Annotated in this window: 25 protein-coding genes; 8 read left to right on the top strand and 17 right to left on the bottom strand. The window is 70.8% G+C overall.

The features are described from left to right. Positions 1 to 13 precede the first annotated feature (13 nt). Positions 14 to 274: a cupin domain-containing protein gene (locus JOE59_RS16650; RefSeq protein ID WP_204462436.1), complete on the bottom strand. Its 261-nt coding sequence runs from the start codon at positions 272 to 274 to the stop codon at positions 14 to 16. 203 nt (positions 275 to 477) lie between these two features. Here JOE59_RS16650 and JOE59_RS16645 point away from each other — a divergent pair, with 203 nt between their 5' ends. The 3 genes from JOE59_RS16645 (at position 478) to JOE59_RS16635 (ending at position 3054) form a co-directional block, all read left to right on the top strand. After that, positions 478 to 951: a MarR family winged helix-turn-helix transcriptional regulator gene (locus JOE59_RS16645; RefSeq protein ID WP_204462434.1), complete on the top strand. Its 474-nt coding sequence runs from the start codon at positions 478 to 480 to the stop codon at positions 949 to 951. A gap of 89 nt (positions 952 to 1040) precedes the next feature. Further along, positions 1041 to 1958 (top strand): alpha/beta hydrolase, encoded by a 918-nt coding sequence (locus JOE59_RS16640; protein ID WP_204462426.1) that lies wholly within the window; start codon positions 1041 to 1043, stop codon positions 1956 to 1958. Positions 1959 to 2022: 64 nt separating this feature from the next. Further along, positions 2023 to 3054 carry an LLM class flavin-dependent oxidoreductase gene (locus tag JOE59_RS16635; protein WP_204462424.1) on the top strand — a complete coding sequence of 344 codons (1032 nt, stop codon included), beginning with the start codon at positions 2023 to 2025 and terminating at the stop codon, positions 3052 to 3054. 20 nt (positions 3055 to 3074) lie between these two features. Here JOE59_RS16635 and JOE59_RS16630 read toward each other — a convergent pair whose 3' ends face one another. Continuing rightward, complete coding sequence (locus tag JOE59_RS16630; protein WP_204462422.1) at positions 3075 to 3776, bottom strand: helix-turn-helix transcriptional regulator; 702 nt, start codon at positions 3774 to 3776, stop codon at positions 3075 to 3077. Positions 3777 to 3864: 88 nt separating this feature from the next. Here JOE59_RS16630 and JOE59_RS16625 point away from each other — a divergent pair, with 88 nt between their 5' ends. Next, a complete protein-coding gene (locus JOE59_RS16625; protein WP_204462415.1) occupies positions 3865 to 4767 on the top strand; it encodes an NmrA family NAD(P)-binding protein in 903 nt (300 codons plus the stop codon). Between the two features lie 18 nt (positions 4768 to 4785). Here the strand turns inward: JOE59_RS16625 and JOE59_RS16620 are convergent, their stop codons facing one another. The 4 genes from JOE59_RS16620 to JOE59_RS16605 all read right to left on the bottom strand — a co-directional run bounded on the left by JOE59_RS16620 (position 4786) and on the right by JOE59_RS16605 (position 7951). Then, a complete protein-coding gene (locus JOE59_RS16620) occupies positions 4786 to 5070 on the bottom strand; it encodes a hypothetical protein (protein WP_204462413.1) in 285 nt (94 codons plus the stop codon). Beyond that, the gene (locus JOE59_RS16615; protein ID WP_204462411.1) at positions 5019 to 5225 is read right to left on the bottom strand and encodes a hypothetical protein; all 207 of its coding nucleotides are present in this window, start codon (positions 5223 to 5225) and stop codon (positions 5019 to 5021) included. Before JOE59_RS16615 ends, JOE59_RS16620 begins: the two co-directional genes overlap by 52 nt. A gap of 144 nt (positions 5226 to 5369) precedes the next feature. Beyond that, positions 5370 to 6743 (bottom strand): APC family permease, encoded by a 1374-nt coding sequence (locus tag JOE59_RS16610; protein ID WP_204463454.1) that lies wholly within the window; start codon positions 6741 to 6743, stop codon positions 5370 to 5372. A gap of 110 nt (positions 6744 to 6853) precedes the next feature. Then, positions 6854 to 7951 carry an alcohol dehydrogenase catalytic domain-containing protein gene (locus tag JOE59_RS16605; RefSeq protein WP_204462408.1) on the bottom strand — a complete coding sequence of 366 codons (1098 nt, stop codon included), beginning with the start codon at positions 7949 to 7951 and terminating at the stop codon, positions 6854 to 6856. Positions 7952 to 8071: 120 nt separating this feature from the next. On the opposite strand from JOE59_RS16605, the gene JOE59_RS16600 reads away from it, so the two are divergent. Then, on the top strand, positions 8072 to 9508 hold the full coding sequence (locus tag JOE59_RS16600) for a PucR family transcriptional regulator (RefSeq protein WP_204462406.1): 1437 nt from the start codon (positions 8072 to 8074) through the stop codon (positions 9506 to 9508). Positions 9509 to 9555: 47 nt separating this feature from the next. Further along, positions 9556 to 9996 (top strand): nitroreductase family deazaflavin-dependent oxidoreductase, encoded by a 441-nt coding sequence (locus JOE59_RS16595; RefSeq protein ID WP_204462403.1) that lies wholly within the window; start codon positions 9556 to 9558, stop codon positions 9994 to 9996. Between the two features lie 133 nt (positions 9997 to 10129). Here JOE59_RS16595 and JOE59_RS16590 read toward each other — a convergent pair whose 3' ends face one another. From JOE59_RS16590 to JOE59_RS16545, 10 genes are all read right to left on the bottom strand, one after another. After that, a complete protein-coding gene (locus tag JOE59_RS16590) occupies positions 10130 to 11302 on the bottom strand; it encodes an FAD-dependent oxidoreductase (protein WP_204462401.1) in 1173 nt (390 codons plus the stop codon). Continuing rightward, positions 11295 to 12008: a methyltransferase domain-containing protein gene (locus JOE59_RS16585; RefSeq protein ID WP_204462399.1), complete on the bottom strand. Its 714-nt coding sequence runs from the start codon at positions 12006 to 12008 to the stop codon at positions 11295 to 11297. The genes JOE59_RS16590 and JOE59_RS16585 overlap by 8 nt, the downstream gene beginning before the upstream one ends. 25 nt (positions 12009 to 12033) lie before the next feature. Continuing rightward, on the bottom strand, positions 12034 to 13176 hold the full coding sequence (locus JOE59_RS16580; protein ID WP_204462397.1) for a type III polyketide synthase: 1143 nt from the start codon (positions 13174 to 13176) through the stop codon (positions 12034 to 12036). Between the two features lie 67 nt (positions 13177 to 13243). After that, positions 13244 to 13594: an SHOCT domain-containing protein gene (locus JOE59_RS16575; RefSeq protein WP_239560336.1), complete on the bottom strand. Its 351-nt coding sequence runs from the start codon at positions 13592 to 13594 to the stop codon at positions 13244 to 13246. A gap of 4 nt (positions 13595 to 13598) precedes the next feature. Continuing rightward, complete coding sequence (locus JOE59_RS16570) at positions 13599 to 14027, bottom strand: DUF6325 family protein (protein WP_204462394.1); 429 nt, start codon at positions 14025 to 14027, stop codon at positions 13599 to 13601. Between the two features lie 83 nt (positions 14028 to 14110). Beyond that, positions 14111 to 15322: an AI-2E family transporter gene (locus JOE59_RS16565; RefSeq protein ID WP_204462392.1), complete on the bottom strand. Its 1212-nt coding sequence runs from the start codon at positions 15320 to 15322 to the stop codon at positions 14111 to 14113. Next, positions 15322 to 15993, bottom strand: a complete 672-nt coding sequence (locus JOE59_RS16560; RefSeq protein ID WP_204462390.1) for a GAP family protein — start codon at positions 15991 to 15993, stop codon at positions 15322 to 15324. The genes JOE59_RS16565 and JOE59_RS16560 overlap by 1 nt, the downstream gene beginning before the upstream one ends. A 36-nt stretch (positions 15994 to 16029) precedes the next feature. Beyond that, entirely contained in the window at positions 16030 to 17685 is a 1656-nt protein-coding gene (locus JOE59_RS16555) for a SulP family inorganic anion transporter (RefSeq protein ID WP_204462388.1), read from the bottom strand. 86 nt (positions 17686 to 17771) lie between these two features. Continuing rightward, positions 17772 to 19079 (bottom strand): ion channel protein, encoded by a 1308-nt coding sequence (locus tag JOE59_RS16550; RefSeq protein WP_204462386.1) that lies wholly within the window; start codon positions 19077 to 19079, stop codon positions 17772 to 17774. Positions 19080 to 19081: 2 nt separating this feature from the next. Further along, positions 19082 to 19903, bottom strand: coding sequence for a mechanosensitive ion channel family protein (locus JOE59_RS16545; protein ID WP_204462384.1), 822 nt, complete (start codon positions 19901 to 19903; stop codon positions 19082 to 19084). A 190-nt stretch (positions 19904 to 20093) separates the two neighbouring features. On the opposite strand from JOE59_RS16545, the gene JOE59_RS16540 reads away from it, so the two are divergent. Together JOE59_RS16540 and JOE59_RS16535 are read left to right on the top strand one after the other, a co-directional pair. Beyond that, positions 20094 to 20501, top strand: coding sequence for an SHOCT domain-containing protein (locus JOE59_RS16540; protein WP_179551524.1), 408 nt, complete (start codon positions 20094 to 20096; stop codon positions 20499 to 20501). Between the two features lie 127 nt (positions 20502 to 20628). Continuing rightward, complete coding sequence (locus JOE59_RS16535) at positions 20629 to 21783, top strand: epoxide hydrolase family protein (protein WP_204462375.1); 1155 nt, start codon at positions 20629 to 20631, stop codon at positions 21781 to 21783. 26 nt (positions 21784 to 21809) lie between these two features. Here the strand turns inward: JOE59_RS16535 and JOE59_RS16530 are convergent, their stop codons facing one another. Next, a complete protein-coding gene (locus tag JOE59_RS16530; RefSeq protein WP_307837098.1) occupies positions 21810 to 23000 on the bottom strand; it encodes a DUF998 domain-containing protein in 1191 nt (396 codons plus the stop codon). Positions 23001 to 23017 lie beyond the last annotated feature (17 nt).

Here is a 23017-nt window from a genome sequence, read left to right as displayed (position 1 = left end):
GTCGGCGCCACGCTCATCGCACCCACGGCGGGGCGACCGGGGCCGCGTCGCTGCCCGGAATCGAGGCCAGGGCGCTCGGGCTCCCGCAGACCAGGAACTCGCAGTCGCTCGACGCGATGACGGTGCGCACGACATCGGCCGGCACGATGACGGTGTCACCGGCAGTGACGGCGAACTGGTCGGACTCGGAGTGGAACGATGCTTCGCCGGTCAGCACGGTCCAGATCTGCTCGGAGTCGATGATGTGCCGTGGACCCGGTTGACCCGCGGACATCCGGACTCGCCACAGGCTCGTGCGGTTGCTTCCACCCACGGTCGGGGATGCCAGGGTCTCCATCGCCGAGGTCGCGGTTCCCGATGAACGAGTTTCGGTCGAAGCCACTCGAGTGATCGACATGGGACGCCTCCTTAGACAACATCGTTGTCTAGATGGTAAACGTCGTTGTCCAACATCCGCAAGTGCGAGAGAATCGGCTCATGGCGCAACACCCTCCCGGCGAATTGCCGATCCTCCTCATCGGGTCGTTTCGCGAGGTCATCGACGAGCTGCACGAGCAGCTCCGAGAGCTCGGCTTCGAAGACCTCCGGCCGCTCCATGGGTTCGCGTTGCAGTCGATCGCCGAAGGCGGTGTGTCGATCAGCGAGTTCGCGCGGCGACTCGGCGTGACGAAGCAGGCCGCGGCCAGGACGGCCGCCTCGATGGAGTCGCTCGGTCTGGTCGACCGCCACGTCGATCCCGATGACGCACGGGCATCCGTCATCACTCGCACCCCGCGTGCGAACGACTTCCTCGCGGCGAGCGGACGCCTCCTCGGCGAACGGGAGACGGAGTGGCGGCGGCAGCTCGGCGCCGACCGTTACGACACCATGATCAGCTGCCTCCAGCAGTTGCGCGCCGCAGAGCCGTTCACGGCCATCCCGGGATGGCTCGGTCGGACGACGCGGATCTGAGCGCACGATTGGGAACCTGAATGCACCGATGCGGCACGGCTCATTCCGGTCGCGGAGCACGATCGGCGGCGGACACTACGCTCGACTCCATGGAATTCCACCGGGATGCTGCGACTGAGGCAGAGACCGCTCGGTGGCAGGGGCATCCTCAGGGGAGACCCGGCTGGACCCCGACGAGGGACGGCAGACGCCTCTTCTTCCAGGCCGTCGACGGCCCTGGGCCGACCGTCGTCTTCGAGGCCGGCATCGCATCGACTCGTTCGATCTGGGGACTCGTTCAACCGGCCGTCGGAGGCGACGCACGGTCCGTCGTCTACGACCGCGCCGGACTCGGCCTGAGCCCGCGGGCCACGGGATCGCGCCGGCTCCACGAGCTCGCTGATGACCTCAACGATCTGCTCGATCATCTCGACGGAGAACGCGAGAGCGATGCCGGCTTCGTGCTCGTCGGACACAGCTGGGGCGGCCCGATCGTGCGCCTCGCCGCATCCGTTCGGCCCGAGCGCATCCGCGCTCTCGTGCTGGTCGATCCGGCGGATGAGGACTGCGAGCTCTACTACTCGCCGGCCACCGAACGGGCTACTCGGATTCAGAACGCCCTGTTTCCCGGGCTCGCCCGCATCGGTCTCCTGAGATGGGTGTACGGGCTGACGGCCGGCTCCCTCCCGTCGCAGATCCGGGCGGATGTGCGACGGGAGATGTACACGCCCGGGGCGGTCGCAACCCAGATCGCCGAATCGACATCGATGTCGGACGACCTCCGGGAGCTGCGGGCGGCATCCATCGACGTTCCCGCGATACCGCTGACGATCATCTCGGGAGGGAAGAGCGCCGGCGTGGGAGCGGAGGGGCGTCGCCAGCTCATTGCCGCGCATCGTGCTCGTGCGGAACGCGCCGAACACGGCCGGCATGTGATCGCCTCGCGTTCCGGCCACGTCGTCATGCTCAGCGAGCCTGAGGTCGTCGCGGCCGAGATCCAGCAGGTTCTGCGCGCATCATCGCGATGACGAGACCGCGCCGGCGGCATCCATGCACAGGAATAGACCCCGCCGCCCGGTCGTTCCACCTGACGTGCAACGCTTCGGAACGCTCTCATTCGGACACTACGGCCCGCTCGGCGGCGGCCGCGAACTCTCGGCCGCCGACTCCATGCTGCAGGCGATCGACCTCGCCCAGGGCATGGACGAGCTCGGCGTGAACGGCGCGTACTTCCGCGTGCACCACTTCGCCCGCCAACAGGCGTCGCCGATGCCGCTGCTCGCGGCGATCGCAGCGCGCACGCAGCACATCGAGGTCGGCACGGGCGTCGTCGACATGCGCTACGAGAACCCGCTGCACCTCGCCGAGGAGGCGGCGGCCGTCGACCTCATCTCGGGCGGCCGGCTCGCGCTCGGCGTCAGCCGGGGATCACCCGAGACGGTCGTGCGCGGCTACGAGGCGTTCGGCTACACCGGCTCGGAGGACCCGCGCGGCGCCGACATCGCCCGCGCGCACTTCGACCGGTTCCTCGAGGCCGTCGAAGGCGCGGGCATCGCCGAAGCGGATGCCTCGTCGCCGTTCGGCGGCGGCGCGAGCGGCCTGCAGCGCATCGAGCCGTACTCCCCTGGCCTGCGTTCGCGCATCTGGTGGGGCGCCGGCAACAGCGATTCGGCCGAGTGGGCCGGGCGCCGCGGCGTGAACCTCATGTCGTCGACGCTGCTCACCGAAGACCGCGGCCTGCCGTTCGACGAGTTGCAGGCGCAGCAGATCCAGACGTTCCGTGCAGCCTGGCGCGAAGCCGGCCACCCCGGCGAGCCGCGCACCTCGGTGAGCCGTTCGATCTTCCCGATCACGACCGCGGAAGACGAGCTCTACTTCGGCGGCCGCCAGGACGGCGACGGCGTCGGCTACATCGACGGCATGCGCTCGACGTTCGGCAAGACCTATGCCGGCACCCCCGACAAGCTCGTCGAGCAGTTGCTGCGCGACGCGGCGATCCGCGAGGCGGACACCCTCATGCTCACGATCCCGAGCCAGCTGGGCGTCGAGTTCAACCTGCGACTCATCTCCGCCTTCGCCGAGCACGTCGCGCCGAGCCTCGGCTGGGAACCCGCCAACCGCTGACCGAACCGTGACGGCGGCACTCAGCCGAGCCTGCCGAAGTCCGTGGCGAACCAGCGGCCGATCGAGGCATCCGGGAACTCCCGCCGCCGATACGTGCCCGGCACGCGCTCGACGCCGGAGATGCGGTCGAAGCGGAATGTGCGCCACTCGTCGCGGTCGAGATCGAAGCCGACGAGATACCAGCGTCCCGCTCTGAGCACGTGCCGATACGGGTCGACGAGTCGTGCAGACGAGGCCGCGTTCCCGTCGAGGTAGGCGAACCGGATGCGTCCGGCCGCCGCCACGGCGTCGGCGACGATGCCGACGTCCTGCGCCGCGACGGCGTGGTCCTCTTCGAGCACCTCGGTGGCGAGGTCGATCGCGTCGGCGCGACGGCGGAGCCCGGGCGGCAGCACCTGCTCGAGCTTCGCGAGGGCGACCTGGGCGCTCTCGTCCCCCTGCAGTCGCGGCGCGATCAGACGCAGGCCCGCGACGATCGCCGCGATCTCGTCGGCGGTGAAGAGCAGCGGTGGAATCGTCGCGCCCGCGCCGAGCCGATACACGCTCCCGGGCCCGGGCTTCGCCGTGATCGCGTAGCCCAGCCCGCGGAGCCGATCGACGTCTCGCCGCACGGTTCGCGCGCTGATGCCGAGTCGCTCGGCGAGCGTGGCCGCACTCCAGTCGGCACCTGTCTGGAGCACCGACAGCAGGGTCAGGGCGCGCGCGGTCGGATCGCTCTCCATTCCTCCATTCTGCGGGCAATGGCGGACATGATCCGTCCGCCACCGTCGCTACCTTGGGTCGATCATGTACGACGAAGGGACTCGAATCATGCGAATCGCCGTCACCACCCCGACCGGCAATGTCGGCCGCCACGTCGTCGCCATGCTCGTTCGGGCGGGAGTGCGACCCGTCGTGCTGGCACGCGATCCCGAGCGGCTCGACCCCGAGATCCGGCCGCTGGTGGACGCGGTGGCGGTCGACCAGTTCGATGCCGGGTCCGTGAGCGCAGCGACATCCGATGTCGACGCGCTCTACTGGGTCGACCCGCCCGCGGCGAGCGCCGATCCGCTCGACGACTACCGCCGCGCCACGGCGAGCGCGGTGCGCGCGGTCGGGGACAACGGCATCGCGCGGGTGGTCTTCCAGAGCAGCGTCGGAGCCGAGAAGCGCCGCGGAGCCGGCGAGATCGACGGCCTCGCCACTACCGAGATCGCGCTGGATGCCACCGGAGCCGATGTCACCCATCTGCGCTGCGGGTACTTCTTCAGCAACCTGGAACTCCAGCTCGACCAGGTGCGGTCGGGCAGCCTGCAGATCGTCCTTCCCGTCGATCATCCGATGGCCTGGGTCGCGCCGCGCGACATCGCCGAGGTCGCGGTCACCCGACTGCTCTCGACGGAGTGGCACGGCCGGCACGTCCAGGCCGTGCACGGACCGGAAGACCTCTCCTGGCGACGGGTCGCCGAGATCGTGTCGGCTGCGACCGGTCGGTCGCTCCACGTCGAACGGATCCCAGATGAGGCGATGCGCGACGGGATGCTCGGCGCCGGGATGCCCGACACCCTCGTCGACGCACTCATCGGCATGTCCACCGGGCTCCGCGACGGCTTCGTCGCCGAGCAGCCGCGATCCGTGCAGAGCACCACGCCGACGACGCTGGCCTGCTGGGCCTACGACGTGCTGCGGCCGCGGCTCCGACGAGCGGCCGGTGGCGAGCTGGGTGCACGCTGACGGCCCGCGCGAACCATCTCAGCCCGAGGTCGGCCTCGTTCCGTCCGCGATCAACCGTCGCACAGCCGAGACCGCGTCGGCGTCGGCGAGCGCCCGCGCGCCCATCGGGAGCAGCACGAGGTGGTGATACGCCTCTGAGCCGCGGGAGAGCCGCCCGGCGATGAGCGCTCGCTCCCATACGAGCACGCACTGGAGGAAGACGGGGTCGAGCGTGTAGCGCGCCCTCGGCGTCGTGAGGGTGCCGCGCACGGTCATGCCGGGCACCTCGTCGACGCCCGAGAGCCGCTGCAGTGCGCCGAGCACGCCTCCGGCCGAACGTGCGACGACTGGCCGACGGCGAACACGCGGAGGAAGAGCTGCGTCGCGAGTTCGCCCGCGTCGGCCGATTCCAGGCCGGCCAGACCCGGGTAGAGCGGCGGTTCGGTCGGTGCCGCCTCCGCGCGAGTGAAGATCCCCATGAGCCGACGATAGTCAACGATCGCGCCGCGCGGGCGTGGCGCGCGAAGCGCAGAACGGGAAGCCCTGGGAGGCGCGGGTACCGTGCCGGAACCCCGCCGTCGGGCTTGCGACGACGGCGAGGCCCGGGGATCGGTCGACGCGACCTAGCCGACGCCCTCGAGCGCGTCGGTCTCGGTGTTGCCGATGTTCGCGATCACGTCGGGGCGGCGCTTGGCGAGGTGCAGGTACCAGGCGAGCGCGGCGATCATGGTGATGAGGAACAGGTAGGGGATGACGTTGAGCGGCCACGCCGGCACCGGCCACACGTTCGCGAAGAACACGTAGACCATGGCGACGACGGCGACCGTGGCGCACACCCAGACCAGGCCGTTGCGCATCTGCTCGCGGCGCGTGTAGACGACGCACGCGATCGCGACGAGGGCGTAGGCGACCATGTAGCCGTAGGTGCCGTAGGTGTCGACCCACACGACGATGTCCATCGGGTGCACGCCGATCGCGAGCAGCAGCACGTCGAGCACGATCGCGGCGGGGCCGGCGACGAGCAGCACGCGGTGCGGCGTGAGGTGGCGCTCGTGGGTGCGGCCGAAGCGCTCGGCGACGACGCCCTCCTTGCCCATCACGTAGATGATGCGGCCGACGACGTTGAGCGGGGCCACGACGACGGCGAAGAACGAGGCGCCGACGCCGAAGGTGAGCACGGGGCCGAACCAGGCCGGCATGCCGATCTGCGCCGAGATCGCCTCGAGGGGGCTCGCGACCGTTGCCAGGTCGTCGCCGAGGATCGCGATCTGCGTGTAGGCCGAGAAGACGTAGAGCACGCCGACGCCGAGGGCGCTCCACATGATCGCCCTTGGGATCGCCTTGTACGGGTTCTTCGCCTCACGGCCGAGGGCATCGGCCGACGAGAAGCCGACGAAGCCCAGGATGCCGAGCACCATGCCCGCGGCGACGCCCTGGAAGGGCACGCCTTCGAGCGAGAACTGCGCCGGGTCCCAGGCGTTCGGGCCGGCCCACACGAGGGCGAGCACGAGCAGCACGAGGATGATCGCGACCGAGACGAGCTCGAGCACGAGCGAGACGCGTGCCGAGAGGCGGATGCCGCGGATCGTGAAGAGCGTCGCGAGCCCGCCGAGCACGATCGCGAGCGTGATCTGCGCGAACACGCCCTCGAACGGCACGCCGATGAGCAGCAGGAACTGGTTGAAGTACGAGACCGACCCGCCGAGCGAGCCGGCGGCGATGCCCCAGCAGCCGATGAGCAGCGCGACGCCCGCGAGGTAGGCGCCGAACGGGCCGAGGCCCTTCGCGACGTAGGTGTAGAGCGAACCCGCCGACGCGTGCTTCTTGGCGAACACCGCGACGCAGTAGCCGACCGCGAGGATCACGATCGTGGCGAGCACGAACGAGAGCATCGTGCCGTTGCCGGCGCCGATGAAGATGCCGGCCGCGGTGAACGCGATGACCGCGCTCGGAGCGATGTTGGCGATGGCCTGCGCCGCGAGCTCGGGCCCGCTCATGACGCCGCGGCGGAGCCCGGCGTCGGTGGGGGCGTTGGCCCGGGCGGCCGGCGCTTCGGTGGTGGGGGTGGTCATGGGGGAACTCTCCAGTGAGTCGGGTGCTGCAGCGGTCAGGGGATGAGGAGCGTGCGGAGCGCTTCGCCGGATTCGAGGTCGTCGAACGCCTCGGCGGCCTCGGCGAGCGGGCGGCGCGCCGAGATCAGCGGGTCGAGCTTCAGCTGGCCGTCCATGTACCGGTCGACGAGCGCGGGGATGTCGATGGAGGGACGCACCGAGCCGTAGTTCGAGCCGAGGATGCGCTGGTCTGCTTCGGCGAGCACGAGCGGCTCGAAGGAGGCCTTGGCGCCGGTCGGCGGCAGGCCCACGATCACGGCAGCGCCGCCGAGGCCGAGCATGCGGATCGCCTGCTCGGTCGTCGAGGTGCGCCCGATCGCGTCGAACGCGTAGTCGACGCCGTCGGGGATGAGGGTGAAGAGCGCCTCGACCGCGTCGACCTGCGAGGCGTCGATCTGGTCCGTCGCGCCGAACTGCACGGCGAGCGCGGTCTTGTCGGCGCGCACGTCGATGGCGACGATCCGCTCGGCGCCCGCGAGACGGGCGCCCTGCACGACGTTCAGGCCGACCCCGCCGCATCCGATGACGACGACCGTCGAGCCGGGCTCGACGGCGGCGGTGTTGAGCACCGCGCCCACGCCGGTCGCGACAGCGCAGCCGACGACGGCGACGACGTCGAGCGGGGCGTCGTCGCGCACCTTCACGGCACCGGATGCAGGCACGACGACCTCCTCGGCGAACGACGAGACGCCGAGGTAGTGGTGCAGCGGCTCCTCGCCCTGCGAGAGGCGCGAGGTGCCGTCGAAGAGCACGCCCTTCGGCGCGACGACCGTGGCGACCTTCTGGCAGCGGGCCTCGTGGCCCGAGCGGCAGTATCGGCACTCGCCGCACGGCGGCACCCACGAGAGCACCACGTGGTCGCCGACGGCGAGCGACGTGACGCCCTCGCCGAGTTCGACGACCACGCCCGACCCCTCGTGACCCATGACGAGCGGAGCCGGGGCGTCCCATTCCCCTCGCTTCACGTGCAGGTCGGAGTGGCAGACGCCCGCCGCCGCGATCTTGACGCGGACCTCGCCGGCCTTGGGGGCGGCGAGCTCGACATCGGCGACCTCGATCGGCGTCTCCGGTGCGCGGAAGACGATGGCTTTCATGATGCTCCCTTGGATCAGTGCTGGGGGTACGCCCGATGCTAGGCAGGCTCGACGCCTCGAGTCACTGCGAAGAATGTCGAGTGACGAGCGGATGCCGCGGCATTTCGTACACTCGAAGGCATGGCCCGTGACGTGCTCTCGATCGCCCGCGTGCTCGGTGGCGAGCTCATCGGCGACGCCATCGCGCCCGCGACGCCCGTCGACGCCGCCCTTCGACTCGAGGAGTTCAGCGTCGTCGGGCATCCCGGCTTCGCGACCCTCGTCGTCGCCGGCGCCGAACCGCTCGCGTCGGCGCTCACCGCCGCAGGGCCGCGCTCCGACGCGCTGCGCGGTGCTGTTCTCGTCAGCCACGGGGCGACGCGGGTGCTCCGGCGCGCGGTCGAGTCGACAGGCGCCACGGCGATCGTCGGTGCCGAGGCATCCGACGCCGTGCTGCATCCGCTGCTCGTCGCCCTGCTCGCGACCGACCAGGCGGCGGAGGACCGGCTCGTCACCACGGGAACGAAGGTGCTCACCCAGGTCGCGCGGCGCGGCGGCGTGGGCGCCGTGGTCGCCGAACTCGCCCGGCGCATCGACGGCTGGGCGGTGCTGCTCGACCCGCACGGACAGGTCATCTCGACCGCCGGCGCGGGCGGGCTCCACGTGCAGGACGCGGTCGCCGTCGCGTTCAGCCGGCCGGTGAGAGTGCGGCATCCGGGACTGCAGGTGCACCCCGTCGGCACGGGCGAAGACCTCAGCGCCTACCTCGTCATCTCCTCGCGTGAGGCGTCGATGAGCCGCGGCCGCGACCTCGCCTCGCAGGCGGCGGCCCTGCTCGACCTCGTCCTGCGCACGCACGACCGCACGACGACCGAGCGGCTCGGGCGCGAGGTGATGATCGACACCCTGCTCGATGGCGGCCCGGCCGCCGCGGCGCTGCTCCGCCGCTGGGGCGTGCACGAGAGCTCCCTCACCGGGTTCGCGCTCACGGCCCGCTCGAAGTCGGTCGACCTGGAACGGCTCGTGACGCGTTGGCTCGACGAGCTCGGCGGCGTGCACCTCATCACTGAAGAGCCGGGTCACCTGCTCGGCTTCCTCCGCGACGACCGCATCGACGACCTCGTGCGCCGAGTCGAGGACGTCACGGCCGATGCCCGCACACCGCTGCGCCTCGGGCTCGGCTCACCCGCGGCATCCGATGCCCTCGCCCGTACCGCCGCCGAGGCGAGGCAGGCACTCGACGTCGCCGTCACCGATGGCCGCACGGTCTCGCGCTATCGTGCGCTGCCGACCGTGGCCCTCGTGCTCGACCGGCTCGACGCCGACGACACCGCCCACCTCGCCGAAGTGCTCGATCCGTTGCGGGGCGACGACGGCCTGCACGGAGAGCTCACCCGCACCCTGCGCGCCTACCTCGCCGAGCACGGCTCGTGGGGCGTGGCCGCCGAGCAGCTCGGCGTGCACCGGCAGACCCTCACGAACCGCATCCACCGCGTCGAGGAGCTCACCGGCCTCTCGATGGGCAACCCCGACGATCGCACCGCCGCGTGGCTCGCGATCCGGGCGCTCGACCGCTGATCCGGCGTGGCGCCGGGTTATCGTCGAGGGGACATCGAGGAGGATCCATGCCACTGGAAGGCGAGTACGAGCCGGGCACGTCAGCTTGGGCGCGCAAGCAGGCCGAGGCGTTCGAGGCGTCGAACGGCCAGACGTCGAACACCCTCAGGGGCATGCCGATCATCGTGCTCACCACGGTCGGGGCGAAGTCGGGCAAGCTCCGCAAGACCGCCCTCATGCGCGTCGAGCACGACGGCGAGTATGCGGCGGTCGCCTCGCTCGGCGGGGCGCCGAAGCATCCGGTCTGGTACTGGAACGTGAAGAAGCACCCGCACGTCGAACTGCAGGACGGCGACGAGAAGCACGACTACGAGGCGCGCGAGCTCGAGGGCGAGGAGCGCGAGGTCTGGTGGTCGCGCGCCGTCGAGGCCTACCCGCCCTACGCCGACTACCAGGTGAAGACCGAGCGCCTGATCCCGGTGTTCAGGCTCACTCGCGTCGTGCTCTGAACGCTCCTCCCGCACCCACCGCCCGACGCTGGAGGACGACTTGCGCGTCAGAGGTCACGCGCGAGGCGTCCTCTAACGCGCAAGTCGTCCTCCAGCGCGAGACGGCATCGAGCGAGGCGAGCGGATGCCTCGGCTACAGCCAGCGCATCGTGAACGCCCGCGCGAGCACCGCACGCAGGGGCGGCACGGCGAGCGTGCGCACGGCGGCGTTGCGCACCCGCAGCCGCGCACCCGCCGCCGGCGCGCCCATCCGCATGTTGAACGCCGCCTGACGGATCGCCCGCGACGCCGATGACCGACGTTCGCGCTCGTAGCGCTCGAACGCCTCGTAGGGCGCGCCCGACTCCAGCGCGTGTTCGAGCTCGCGGTCGAGCAGCAGCGCGTCGAGCCATCCGAGGTTCATGCCCTGCCCGCCGATCGGGCTGATCTCGTGCGCCGCGTCGCCGGCGAGGGCGACCCGGCCGCGATGCATCCGCTCGGCCAGGTGCTGCCGCGCCTCGAAGACGCTCGGCTCGGCGGCGGCCTCGGCGTCGAACCGGCCGTCGACGCGCGAGGCGACGATCGTGGCCAGCTGCGCCGGCCCGGCCTCGCGCGGCGGTCGACGCACCCACGCGACCCACCGTCGACGCCCGCCCGGCAGCGGGAACGACTCGACCACGCCCGCCGGCTCGAAGTGCAGCAGCGCGGTCGCCGGCTCCCCGGTGTCGTCGCGGGTATCGCCCATCACGTAATGCGCACGGCCCGGCTTCGACGCCCAGCCGATGCCCACCAGATCGCGGATGCCGCTGCGCACGCCGTCGGCCCCGACCACGTAGCGGGCGAGCACGGCGACGGTCTCACCGGCCCGGTCGCCCGTCACTTCGACGTGCGTGCCGAGGTCGCGGAGCCCGCCCACCGTGACGCCGTGCGCGAGCGCGCCGGGCGCGAGCTCTGCGAGCCGGCGCTCGAGCAACGCCTCGGTCTCGAGCTGCGGCAGCGACCACACCGACCCCGCCCGCGCGAACGACATCGAGCCGAGCACCCGGCCCTCGCACGTGACGCGTCCGTCGCGGATCTCGACGCCCGACTCGCGCACCTCGGCCTCGAGGCCGACCCGGCTGAGCGCACGCAGCCCGGGCGGGTGGATGCCGATCGCGCGCGAGCGCCCCGACCGCTCTGTGCGCCGCTCGAGCACCGCGACATCACGACCGCGCTGCGCGAGCAGGCACGCGAGCAGCAGCCCGACCGGGCCGCCGCCCACGATGACGACGTCGTGCATGACGTCATGCACGCGGTCGGGCTCCGGGCCTGCGGATGCCTCAGGCATCCGCTCCCCAGACCACCTCGAGCCGCGAGGGGAATGCCCGGCGCACCGCCCAACCGTCGGGCAGCACAGGCGCGAGTTCGCCCGCGGTGTGGCTGCGGCGGATCGAGGTGAGGCCGTCGGGGCGGATGTAGGAGCCCGCGAGCAGGTTGCCCGCGAACGGCAGCGTGCCGAGCCAGAAGCCCGCGTAGCCGAGCCGGGTGCGCTCGATGTCGCCGTGCACCGCGAGGCCGCCCGAGCCGAGCAGCAGTTCGCTGTCGCGCAGCAGCGCCCCGAACTCGCGGCCGTCGAGGTGGTGCAGCACATGGTTCGAGACGACGAGGTCGAAGTGCTCGCCCTCGTCGACGAGGTCGCCGCTCATCGCCCGGCGGAGCGTCAGGCCTGGCGTCGAAGGCAGCGCCGACGCCCAGGCCATCGCCCGCGCGTCGGGGTCGATGGCGGTGATCTCGAGGCGCAGGCCGTCTTCGTCGGCCCAGCGCAGCAGGCGCCGCGGCAGGTCGGCGCTGCCCGAGCCGATGTCGAGCAGGCGAGTTCGCCAGACCGGCGAGAGCCGCGGCCGCACCCATCGCAGGTACACGGCGCGCTCCCCCGACACGACGGCGTTCACGAGCCGGAACCGCTCGTACGTCTTCGCGAGCATCACGGGGTCGGCGTCGGCCCCGTCCATGAGCTCCTGCACCTCGGCGTCGCGCGCCCGGAGCGACCTCATCCCGGCCCGCCGAGGAACACGACCGTCACACCCGAACAGTCAGGAGTGCCGACTCGACTGTCAGCCCCGGCCCGAACGCCATCGCGGCGACCCGGTCGCCGTCGGCGGCGGCATCCGAGTGCAGGATGTTGCGCAGCACGAACAGCACCGTCGCGCTCGACATGTTGCCGTAGTCGCGAAGGGTCTCGCGCGCCGGCACGAGCTGCGCCTCGGTGAGCACGAGCCGCGACTCGACCTTGTCGAGGATGCTGCGCCCGCCCGGGTGGATCGCCCAGTGCTCCACGGCGTCGGAGGCACCGTCGCTCGCGAGCGCCGACGCGAGCGCGTCGTCGTGCGCGAAGAGCGGCTCGAGCGCCCCCGTGATGTGGTCGTCGATGATCGCCGGGATGGCGTTCGAGAGCACCATCTCGAAGCCGTGGTCGCCGATCTTCCACGCCATGTCGCCCTCGCCGACCGGCGTGATGCGGGTGGCGAATCGGTCGAGGTCGAAGGCGCGCTCGCCCGGTTCGGTCGGCCGGGCCGTCACGATGCCCGAGCCCGCGCCATCGGCGAAGAGCGACGACGCCACGATCGTGTCGGGGTCGTTCGACGCGCGCAGGTGCAGCGTGCAGAGCTCGACCGAGACGACGAGCACGACCGCCGAGGCATCCGCCTTCGCCAGCTGCGACGCGATGCGCAGCGCTGGAATCGACGCGTAGCAGCCCATGAACCCGAGGTGGTACCGCTCGACGCCGGGGTTGAGCCCGAGGTCACGGGCGATCATGAAGTCGGGGCCGGGCGCGTAGAAGCCCGTGCACGAGACGGTGATGACATGCGTGACATCGGATGCCTCGATGCCCGGTGTCGCCTCGATGGCGGCGCGACCCGCCTCGACGTAGAGGCGCGTCGCGTGCTCGGCGTAGAGCTCGTTGCGCACCTTGGTGCCCGGCAGCAGCAGCTCTCCCGACTCGGCGTCGAAGAACACCGGGTCGTCGGGGTGCGCGTCCCAGCGCAGCTCGTCGAGCACCGAGTGCCGGCGCTCGATGCCCGAGACGTTGAACGAGGTGGCGACGATCCGCTGGCCCAGCCGGCCGAGGCCGGGCTGGGCCGCGAACACGTCGCGCACCTCGTCTTGCACGAGCACCGTCGCCGGTACCGCGGTGGACAGTCCCCTCAGGGTGACGGTCATGACTCAGCGCCGGCAGCCGAGCGGATGCCGTGACAGGACTCGCATGAGGCTCGCAGTCCCTCGCCGGTCAGGAGAGCAGCTTCGCCTTGGCGGCAGCGAACTCCTCGGGCGTGAGGATGCCCTGCTGCTGCAGCGCGGCGAGCTTCTGCAGCTCGGCGACGACGTCGACGCCGCCGGCCGGCGCCGCGGGAGCAGCCGGTGCTGCCGCCTGCTGCTGCGCGACGGCCTGCTGGGCCGCTGCATTCATCTGCGCCTGCTGCTGCTGCGCCTCGTACTGCTGCTGCTCGTACTGGTCTTGGGCCTTCGCCTGCTGGTGTCGCTGCACGCTGCCGCTGACTGCGGTGGCGGTGCCGGCGACGACGGCGGTGCGAGCGGCCATGCCGATCAGTCCCGGGCGTCCCATTCTTCTGAGCGGCATCTTCCTACTCCTCTTCTGCTTCGGCGAGCGCGGCGTTCACGACGGGCGCCGGGATTCGTTCGGTCTGCAACACGATGCCGCCCGACTGGGCGAACTTCGACGCGAGCCGCTTCGCCCACACGAGCTCGATCGCAAGCAGTGCGCCCGAGGTGCCGGGCGGAATGCCCTGGCCGAGTTCGTGGGCGTCTTCTTCGGCCACGAGGCCGATCGCCTCGAGCTCGACGGTGCCGAACCCGTACTCGTCGCTCACCTGATCGAATTCGGTGATCAGCACCGAGCCGTCGAGTTCGCGCGAGATCACGAGGAAGTCGAGCAACCGGATCTCACCGCCCTCGACCAGTTCGCCGATCGCCTCGAGGGTGCCCGGGTCTGGGCGGTCGCCCTCGAACCCCACCAGATACAGCTCTACCGGGCCGTATTCGAACTCCGCCATGATCTCCCCAATCTCACGTGGTTGCAGACTACGCGCGCGCAGGCCTCGAACGCCAGAGCGGCGCGGTGAATCCCCGCGGAACGTCAGGTTCGCTCCGGATGCGGGTCTCCCGACAGCCGTCGCAGCGGCCCCGAGCGTTCGTCGGGTTCGAGCAGCAGCGCCCGCACGAGCAGCGTCAGCGGGATGCAGAGGATCGCCCCGATGGGCCCGATCACGAGCGTCCAGAACACGACGGAGAAGAAGGTCAGCGTGAGGCTGAGCCCCACCGCGTCGCTCACGAACTTCGGCTGCACGAGCACCTGCAGCACGACGTTGATGACGCAGTACGCGGCCACCACGGCGAGGGCGAGCGGCCACCCGCCGACCACGAGCGCGAGCACCGCCGGCGGAATCAGGCCGATCACGAAGCCGATGTTCGGGATGAAGTTCGTGACGAACGCGAGGATCGCCCACACGATCGGGATCGGCACGCCGATCCACCAGAGGAACAGGCCGTCGAGCACGGCGACCACGAGCCCGAAGCTCGCGTTCACGACGTAGTAGCGGCGCACGCCCGAGAAGTAGCGGGCGCCGATCCGGTCGCCAGCCGGGGTGCCGAAGACCCGGTCGCCGCGGCTGAGGCTCGAGGCATCCGCCGCCATGAAGATGACGTAGGCCAGCACGAAGAAGAACGCGGTCGCGGCGCCGAGCACCGCATCGGCGACGCCTGCAGCGAAGGTGAGCAGCGTCTTCGGGTCGATCGCGGCGGCCGCCGAGCTGGCCGCCTCGCTCGTCATGCCGAGCGACGTGAGCCAGTCGTACACGGCCTGCACGGTCGTCGCCAGCTCGTCGGCGTAGTCGGGCAGCATGCCGATGAACTGAGCGGAGGCCACGACGAGCAGCGTGCCGAGGATCGCGAGGATCAGGTACGCGACGACGATCACCGCGGTCGTCGCGAGCCAGCTCGGCCAGCCCCGACGCTCGAGCGGCCGGCGCACCGGGTGGGCGATGATCACCACGACCGCGGCGACCGCGGCGGGGGCGAGGATGTCGCGGGCGAACCAGACCCCGGCGAAGACGATGCATGCGGCGGCGATCGTGATGAGCACTCGGGTGCCGTGGGCGAGGCCGCCCGCGGTGGCACGGGCCGGCGGCGAGGGCGGCTCGGCCGCGGGAGGCCGCGCCTGCACGGGCTCGGCGACGTCCGTGGCCGTCGGCGCTGCCGGTGCCCCGCTCAGGGCTTCGGCCGGGGCTTCGGCCGGCTCCCCGACCGGCGCCTCGGTGGCGGAGGGGTTCGGCCCCGCGGCATCCGTCATCAGAAGCTTCCGATGCCCTTGCCGATCATCACGACGCCGATCACGAGGAGCAGCACCGCCATGACGGTCGCATTGTTCTGCACGAGCCAGCCGCGGAGCGACTCGAGCGGGCCCGCCATCTTCTCGGAGGCGAGGAGGTACGCGATCACGGGCACGGCGACCGAGCATGCGGCGATGATCACGAAGATCACGATGACGAGCGTGATCTCGCCGCCGTTCAGGCCCGCGGTGCCGATCAGCACGCCCGCGCCCGCCGCCATGAGGAGGTTCTTCGGGTTGACGGCCGAGAGCAGGAAGCCGAGCACCGCTCCGCGCATCGTGGTCATCGAGTCGATCGCCGACATCCACTTCGGCAGCGCCGCCGCCTCGCCGTCCTTCGGTCGCCCGCGCCACTGCTTCAGAGCGAGGAAGAGCAGGCCCGCGCCGAGGAGGAGCTTGATCACGCCGGCGATCGGCTTCGAGGCATCGGGGTCCGCCGCGGGGATGATCGAGGCGAGCAGGGTGAACACGACGACCGCGACGACGATGCCGAGCACCCAGCCGAGCATGAAGCCGACGCTCGTGCCCTTCGCCTTCGGCGAGAGCAGCATGAGGATCGCCGCGATGATCGGGATCGGGCTGATCGCGATGCCGAGTGCGAGCGGCAGGATGCCGCCGATGACCTCGCCCATGTGTGTACTCCTGTCTGGCGGCGATGCCGCCGTCGTCTACTGCTGCTGCGGTGCGCTCGAGAGCACCGCGATCGCGGCTCGGTTGGTGTCGAAGATGCGGCGGTCGCCGAGCAGGCCGAGATCGGTCAGCCGCTCCCTGGCGTCGGGCCGCACGCGGCTGAACCCGAGCTCGATGCTGCGGGCGTCGAGCCAGGCGACGAGCGCCGTGAAGCTCTCGGCACCCGTCACGTCGACGTCGGTGACGGCCTCCATGTCGATGACGACGTGCTGCACCGTACCCTCGGGCACGGCCTTCACGGCCTTCTTCACGGCGTCGTCGAAGACCGAGCCGTTCGCGAAGAACAGCGGCGCAGCGAGGCGGATGACGATCACGCCCGGCGCCGTCATGGTGCCGGGGGGCGCCTCGCCGAGGAGCGACTGCGTGGGCGAGTCGCCGGCGGCGAGCACGTCGATCGGCGGGTTCGCCGCCCGCTTCGCGAGGTTGATGAGCGCCAGCACGAACGCGACGAGGATGCCGGGGATCGATCCGACGAAGAGCGTCACGAGGAAGCAGACGGCGGCGACCGCGAACTCGAAGCGGTCGACCCTCCACAGCATGCGGAAGTCCTTGATGCCGAGCAGCGGCAGGATCGCGACGCCGACGATGGCGCCGATCGCGGGCGACGGGATGTCGGCGAGCAGGGCGGTGCCGAAGAGCAGCAGCAGGAGCGTGCCGACGGCGAGCACGAGTGACGGCAGCTGCGTGCGCGAACCCGCCTGGTCCATCGCCGCCGTGCGCGAGGTCGACGATCCCATGGCGAAGCTGCCGCTCGCGCCGGCGGCGATGTTGCCGAGGCCGAAGGCGAAGAGGTCGCGGTTCGGCCGCGTCGAGTAGTTGCGCTTCTCGCCATAGGAACGGGAGACGAGCAGGCCCTCGGCCGTCGTCACCATCGTGAGCGCGATCGCCGACGGCACGAGCATGAGCCACATCGACCAGTCGATGACGGGCCAGGTGAACGCGGGCGGACCTGCCGGCACCTCGCCCAGAACGTCGACACCGGCGTCGTCGAGATCGGCGAGCACGACCGCGATCGTCGCGACGACGAGCACGATGAGCGCCCACGGCACGAGCCGCAGGTATCGCTGGCCGACGATGAGCACCGCGACCGAGAGCGCCGCGATGACGAGCGACCACGGGTTGGTCGTGCCGAGTCCGGTCACGAGCCCGCCGACCTTGTCGACGAACTCGCCGCCCGAGTCGATCTTCACGCCCAGCATCTTCGCGATCTGGCTCACGAGGATGTCGAGCGCGAGACCGCCGACGAAGCCGACGAGGATCGGCTTCGACAGGAAGTTCGCGATGAAGCCGAGCTTGAAGACCGACATGAACACGAAGAGGATGCCGCAGATGATCGCCTGCGCGAGCGCCAGTGTCGAGTAGTCGGCGCTGCCGGCGGTCGCGAGCCCGCCGAGGGACGAGGCGACGAGGGCGGCGGCCGCGGCATCCGGTGACACGACCAGCTGTCGCGACGAGACCACCAGCGCGTAGATGACGGTCGGCACGATGAGCGCGTACAGGCCGGCGGTCGGCGGCAGACCGGCGATCTGCGCGTAGCCGATGTTCAGCGGGATCGCGATCGCGAGCAGGGTGACGCCCGCGGTCAGTTCGCGTACGACGTTCCTCCTGCTGAGTCCTGCCAGCGGTTTCTGCACCGGTCCCCCTCCGTTTGCTCACAACGACACTAGCGAGCGGATGCCTCCCGGCGCCGCTCGCCTCGCACCGCGTCGTGTCAGCGCCGTCAGTCGGCGCCGGCGGGCGCCGAGGGGGTCGGTGCGGCCTCAGGGTCCTTCTTCGGCGGCAGGATCCGGAACTCCGGCGCGCCCGTGACGAGGAGCCAGGCCGGCAGCACGATCACGCAGAGCATCGGCAGGATCGTGATGTCGCCGGCGACGGCGACGCCCACGAAGATCGCGATCCAGCCGTCGCGGGTCACGACGAGCAGCACGCCGACGATCGCGCAGCCGACGGCGAGGCCGAGCGGAAGCGACGGGATCAGCGCGTGCCCGAGCATGCCGAGCGCCACCGCGATGAACGTGGCGGGGAACACGCGACCGCCGCGGAACAGGGAGCTCGCCGCGATGAGCAGCGCGAGGATCTTGATGCCCGCGATCGCGGCGAGTTGCGGCGCGTCGTAGGCGGTCGGGTCCTCGAGCAGGTCGCCGATCTCCTCCAGCCCCTTGAACATCGTGATCGGGCCGCCGAGCAGGCCCAGGAGTCCGAGGAGCAACCCGCCGGCCGTGGCGATGAGCACCGGATGCCGGAGCGAGTGCATCGCCCGGTAGATGATCGGGAACGCCGCGAGCATCGCGAGCCCGATGACCGCGGCTGCGGTCGCGACGATCGCGCCGGTGAGGAGGTCGAGCGCCTGCGGCGCACCGTAGGGCGGAAGGGAGAACGAGAAGATCGGCGCGCCGACGAGACGCATCGTGAACGCACCGGCGCCGGCGGCGACGAGTGGAAGGAACAGGCGGTCCCACAGCGCCCCGCCCGACTTCAGCGCCGCGACGATGCCGGTGAAGACGAGTGCGGCGGCCACCGGTGTTCCGAAGAGAGCGCCGATCGTGGCCGACGCGGCGAGCAGCACCGTGAGCTGCTTCGGCACCGACGGGATGAGTCGTGCAATGAGCGCCACCATGAGCGCGGTGTTGACGGCGATGATCGGGTTCTCTGGGCCGAGGCTCACACCTCCGGCGAGGGCGAGCACCGTCACGATGAGCAGGCCGGGCAGGTTCTTGAGCGGCTGCGGCTCCTCGACGAGCTCGGTGGTCGCCGAGTCGGGGCCGCCGTGCCCCGGCACGAACCGCAGCACGAGCCCCACCGCGAGCCCGGTGAGCGTCAGGACGAGCACGATCCACCAGCCCGACGGGTCGACGCCGAGTGCATCGGGCAACGCATCCCAGAGCGCCGACTGCAGCACGGCGGCGAGCCGGTCGAGCCCGAAGAGGATGAGCGCGGAGATCACGCCGATCGCGAGCGCCGGAATGGCGAGGAGGAGCAGGCGCTTGGGGGTGACCGCGGGGTCGCGCGGCGGGGTGGCGAGGCTCACGATCAGATCCTGTCTGCGGGGGTGAGGGGCGTGGCGGGCACGTCGCTCGTCACCACGGCGTCGAACGAATGGGAGGCCAGCGCGTCGGCGACGGCATCGACGACCGCGGAGCGCACGGCGACGCCGTGCAGGGGGTGGTGCCAGACCTGGAGGTGGAGCACCGTGCGCGTCGGGGTGCGCGCGATGGTGCGCACGACGAGCGGCTCGTGGCGGTGCACGCCCGTGGCGGCGGCGGCGGCGTCGATCGCGACGGCGCAGACCTCGTCGAGAGAGGGCGTCGCGGTTCCGGTCGCGACGCGCACCTCGACGGTGCTGCGGCGAGCGCCGTGGGCGGAGTTGTTGACGAGCGGGTTCTGGAGCACCTCGGCGTTCGGCAGGTGCACCGTCTGCCCGTCGACCGTGCGCACCACGACCGCGCGGCCGTTGAGCTCCTGCACGATCCCGACCGTGCCGTCGCTCTCGATCTCGTCGCCGATCGCGATCGGCCGGCGGGTCTGCAGCACCACGCCCGCGGCGAAGTTGTCGGCGATGCCGCGCAGCACCAGCACGAGCACGACGCCGACGATGAGCGCGACGGCGATGAGCGGCTGGATCGACGCACCGAAGAAACTGAGCGCGATGCCGACACCGAGCAGGATGATGCCGTAGTTCACAACTCGCACGATGAGCGTCTGCACCGCCGGAGTGAGCGCGGGCACCTTGGCGAGGAGGCTGCGGGTGCCCTTGCGGGCGAGCACGGCGAGCACCCAGGTCGCGATCGCCGTGAGCAGGGCGAAGCCGAGGCTCCATCCATCGATGTCGAGCGATGCCACCCAGTCCGCCACGTTCCCCTCCCGATGCGAGAGTACCGGCGCGGGTGCCTCGCCGCAGGGATGCACGCCGTCGATGCCGGCCGACACCCGCGCGAGCGACCGCCCGCGCGCCATCTGGACGCGCGACCGTGCCGCGCGATAGGTTCGCCTCAGCGGCGCTCTATGGGGGGCGTTCATTCACAGTGAAAGGCTGCACACGCACATGAGTTTTTGGGAAAATTTCTGGGAGCTGATCTGGTGGTTCATCTGGGCGTTCGCGTTCATCGCCTACCTCTTCGCGCTCTTCGCGATCATCGGCGACCTGTTCCGCGACCAGAAGCTCAACGGCTGGTGGAAGGCGGTGTGGATCATCTTCCTGATCTTCGTGCCGTTCATCACCGCGCTGGTGTACCTGATCGCCCGCGGCAACAGCATGGCCGAGCGCTCGCAGAAGGAGTACAAGCAGGCGCAGGCCGCGACCGACGCGTACATCCGTCAGACCGCCGGCTCCGCCAGCCCGTCCGATGAGATCGCGAAGGCCAAGGCCCTGCTCGACTCCGGCAGCATCACCCAGCAGGAGTTCGACCTCCTGAAGGCCAAGGCGCTCGCGCACCCCACGCAGACCGTCTGATTCCAGACCTGCAGCTGAGAGGGTCGGATGCTTCGGCATCCGACCCTCTTCGCGTCCGCAGCGCCTCGTGCGGCGAGCTTCGGATACCGGACGAGAACTGACCGGATGGGTCCGTAGGGTCGGTGGCATGACTCACGACAGCACCGAGATCCGGCCCTTCCGCATCGACATCCCCCAGGCGCAGCTCGACGAGTTGAACCGCCGTCTCGCCGACACGCGCTGGCCCGACGAGCTGCCGGGCGTCGGTTGGTCGTACGGTACGCCGACCGGCTACCTGCAGGGGCTCGCCGACCACTGGCGAACCACGTACGACTGGCGCGAGCACGAAGCGGCGCTCAACGGGTTCCCGCAGTTCACGACGACGATCGACGGCCAGAACGTGCACTTCCTGCACGTGCGCTCCCCCGAGCCCGATGCCATGCCGCTCCTCATCACGCACGGGTGGCCGGGTTCGATCGTCGAGTTCATGCAGATCATCGGACCGCTCACCGACCCGCGCGCCCACGGCGGCGACCCCGCCGACGCCTTCCACGTCGTGGCCCCGTCGATGCCCGGGTTCGCCTTCTCGGGCCCGACCCACGAGACCGGCTGGGACATGTCGCGGATCGCCCGCGCGTGGGTCGAGCTCATGGAACGGCTCGGCTACGAGCGCTACGGCGCCCAGGGCGGCGACACCGGCGCGGTGATCTCGCCGATGCTCGGAAGGCTCGCACCGGAGCACGTCATCGGCGTGCACGTGAACGGCGGTCTCGGCTTCCCCTCGGGGGATCCTGCGGAGTTCGCGGCGATGAGCGACGCCGAGCAGGCCCGGCTCGCCGCCATGCAGCGTCAGCTGGAGGAGGGCGCCGGCTACGCGATCATCCAGTCGACGCGGCCGCAGACGATCGGAGTCGGGCTCTCGGATTCGCCCGCCGCTCAGCTCGCGTGGATCGTCGAGCGATTCGCGGAGTGGACCGACCCCGCAGCCGAGCTGCCCGAGGACGCCGTCGACCTCGACCAGCTGCTCACGAACGTGAGCGTCTACTGGCTCACGGGCACCGCGACGTCGGCCGCCCGGCTCTACCGCGAGGGGCGCGCCAGTTGGGGACAGGAGACCCCGCCGAGCCGTGTCCCCTCAGGGGTCGCGGTGTTCCCGGGAGACTTCGGAATCCGCGGGGTCGCCGAGCGCGAGAACAACGTGGTGCACTGGTCCGAGTTCGAGTGCGGGGGCCACTTCCCGGCGATGGAGGTCCCCGACCTGCTCGTCGGCGACATCCGCACCTTCTTCCGCGGGCTCCGCTGAGCGGGCTCCGCAGAGCGCGGCGGCGCCTACGGCTGCGGCGACACCACCCGCGACTTCTCCGGGATCGGCGTCGCCGCGGCATCCGTCGTCGACTGCCCGTGCATGGCGCCGGTGTTGCGGAGGAAGACGATGATCCAGCTGAAGATCAGCACCGCCGCGACGAGCTCGACCGCGGTGAGGTTGTAGTACCCCGTCGCGAAGAAGACGGCGAGCACGACGATCACGCCGACGTAGACGTAGCCGAGCAGGATGAACACCTTCGGCATCGACGGGATGAACCAGCGCAGTCCGATCACGAGCACCGCGAAGGCGATCGCCATGCCGGTGGCGACCGTGTTGTGGATTTCGAAGAACCGGTCGACCGGGAAGATGCCGACGCAGGCCAGGAAGATGCCGATCAGGATCAGGCCCACGCGCACGACATTGCGACCGCGCAGCTCGGCGCGCGTCGTCGTCGGCACCGCGGCCGTCGCATAGCGCGCGATCGTCGTGACGATCACGCCGGCGATGATGAGGGTCAGGTTGAACGCGAGCGCCGAGATGTCGTTGGTCATGCCGAGCGCGCTCAGGTTCATCTGCCACCAGAGCGGATCGCTCGAGCTCAGCATGCTCGCCAGCGCACCCACCACGAGGAAGAGGGCGAGCACGAACGAGAGCAGCATCGGCGTGAGGTGCGCCGCGGAGAGGAACACTGCGTAGGCGGTGACGGCCATGCCGACGCCCGCGAGCACGGCGCCGGGGATCGTGAAGACGACCGCGCCCTGGAAGCTCTGCTCGAGCAGGTCGGCGAGGCCGATCCAGCCGAGCAGCGCGATGAAGGCGTGGGCCAGTGCGATGGCGGTGAGGTCGAACCAGTGGATGCGCGCGCCGGGCGCGTCGAGGCCCGGCAGCACGGCATCGGCGAAGCCCGCGGCGCTGCGCGTGCGCAGCGCGAGACGGCCGAGGAGGAAGGCGATGAGGGTGGCGACCGCCGAGCCGAACGCGACGAACTCGCCGAGCGAGCCCTGGCCGGCGATCGGCAGGTCCTTGCCCATGAACACCAACCAGGCGACCGATCCACCGATGACGAAGACCGCCGCGCCGATGAGCAGTGCGATCGACTCGAGCGACTCGGCGTTCGCCGCCGGATGCCGCAGCACCCGCCCGATCGACGTCGGGGCGATCGTGATCGACGCCGGCTGCGGCGGCGGCGCGATGGTCGCGGTGTTTCGGCTCACTGGCACTCCTCGAGATG

It is taken from the genome of Agromyces cerinus (genome assembly GCF_016907835.1).
GTDB classification, from domain to species: Bacteria; Actinomycetota; Actinomycetes; order Actinomycetales; family Microbacteriaceae; genus Agromyces; species Agromyces nitratus.
Note: the sequence above shows the minus strand (reverse complement) of the source record. Positions and strands in the feature narration are given on the sequence as shown.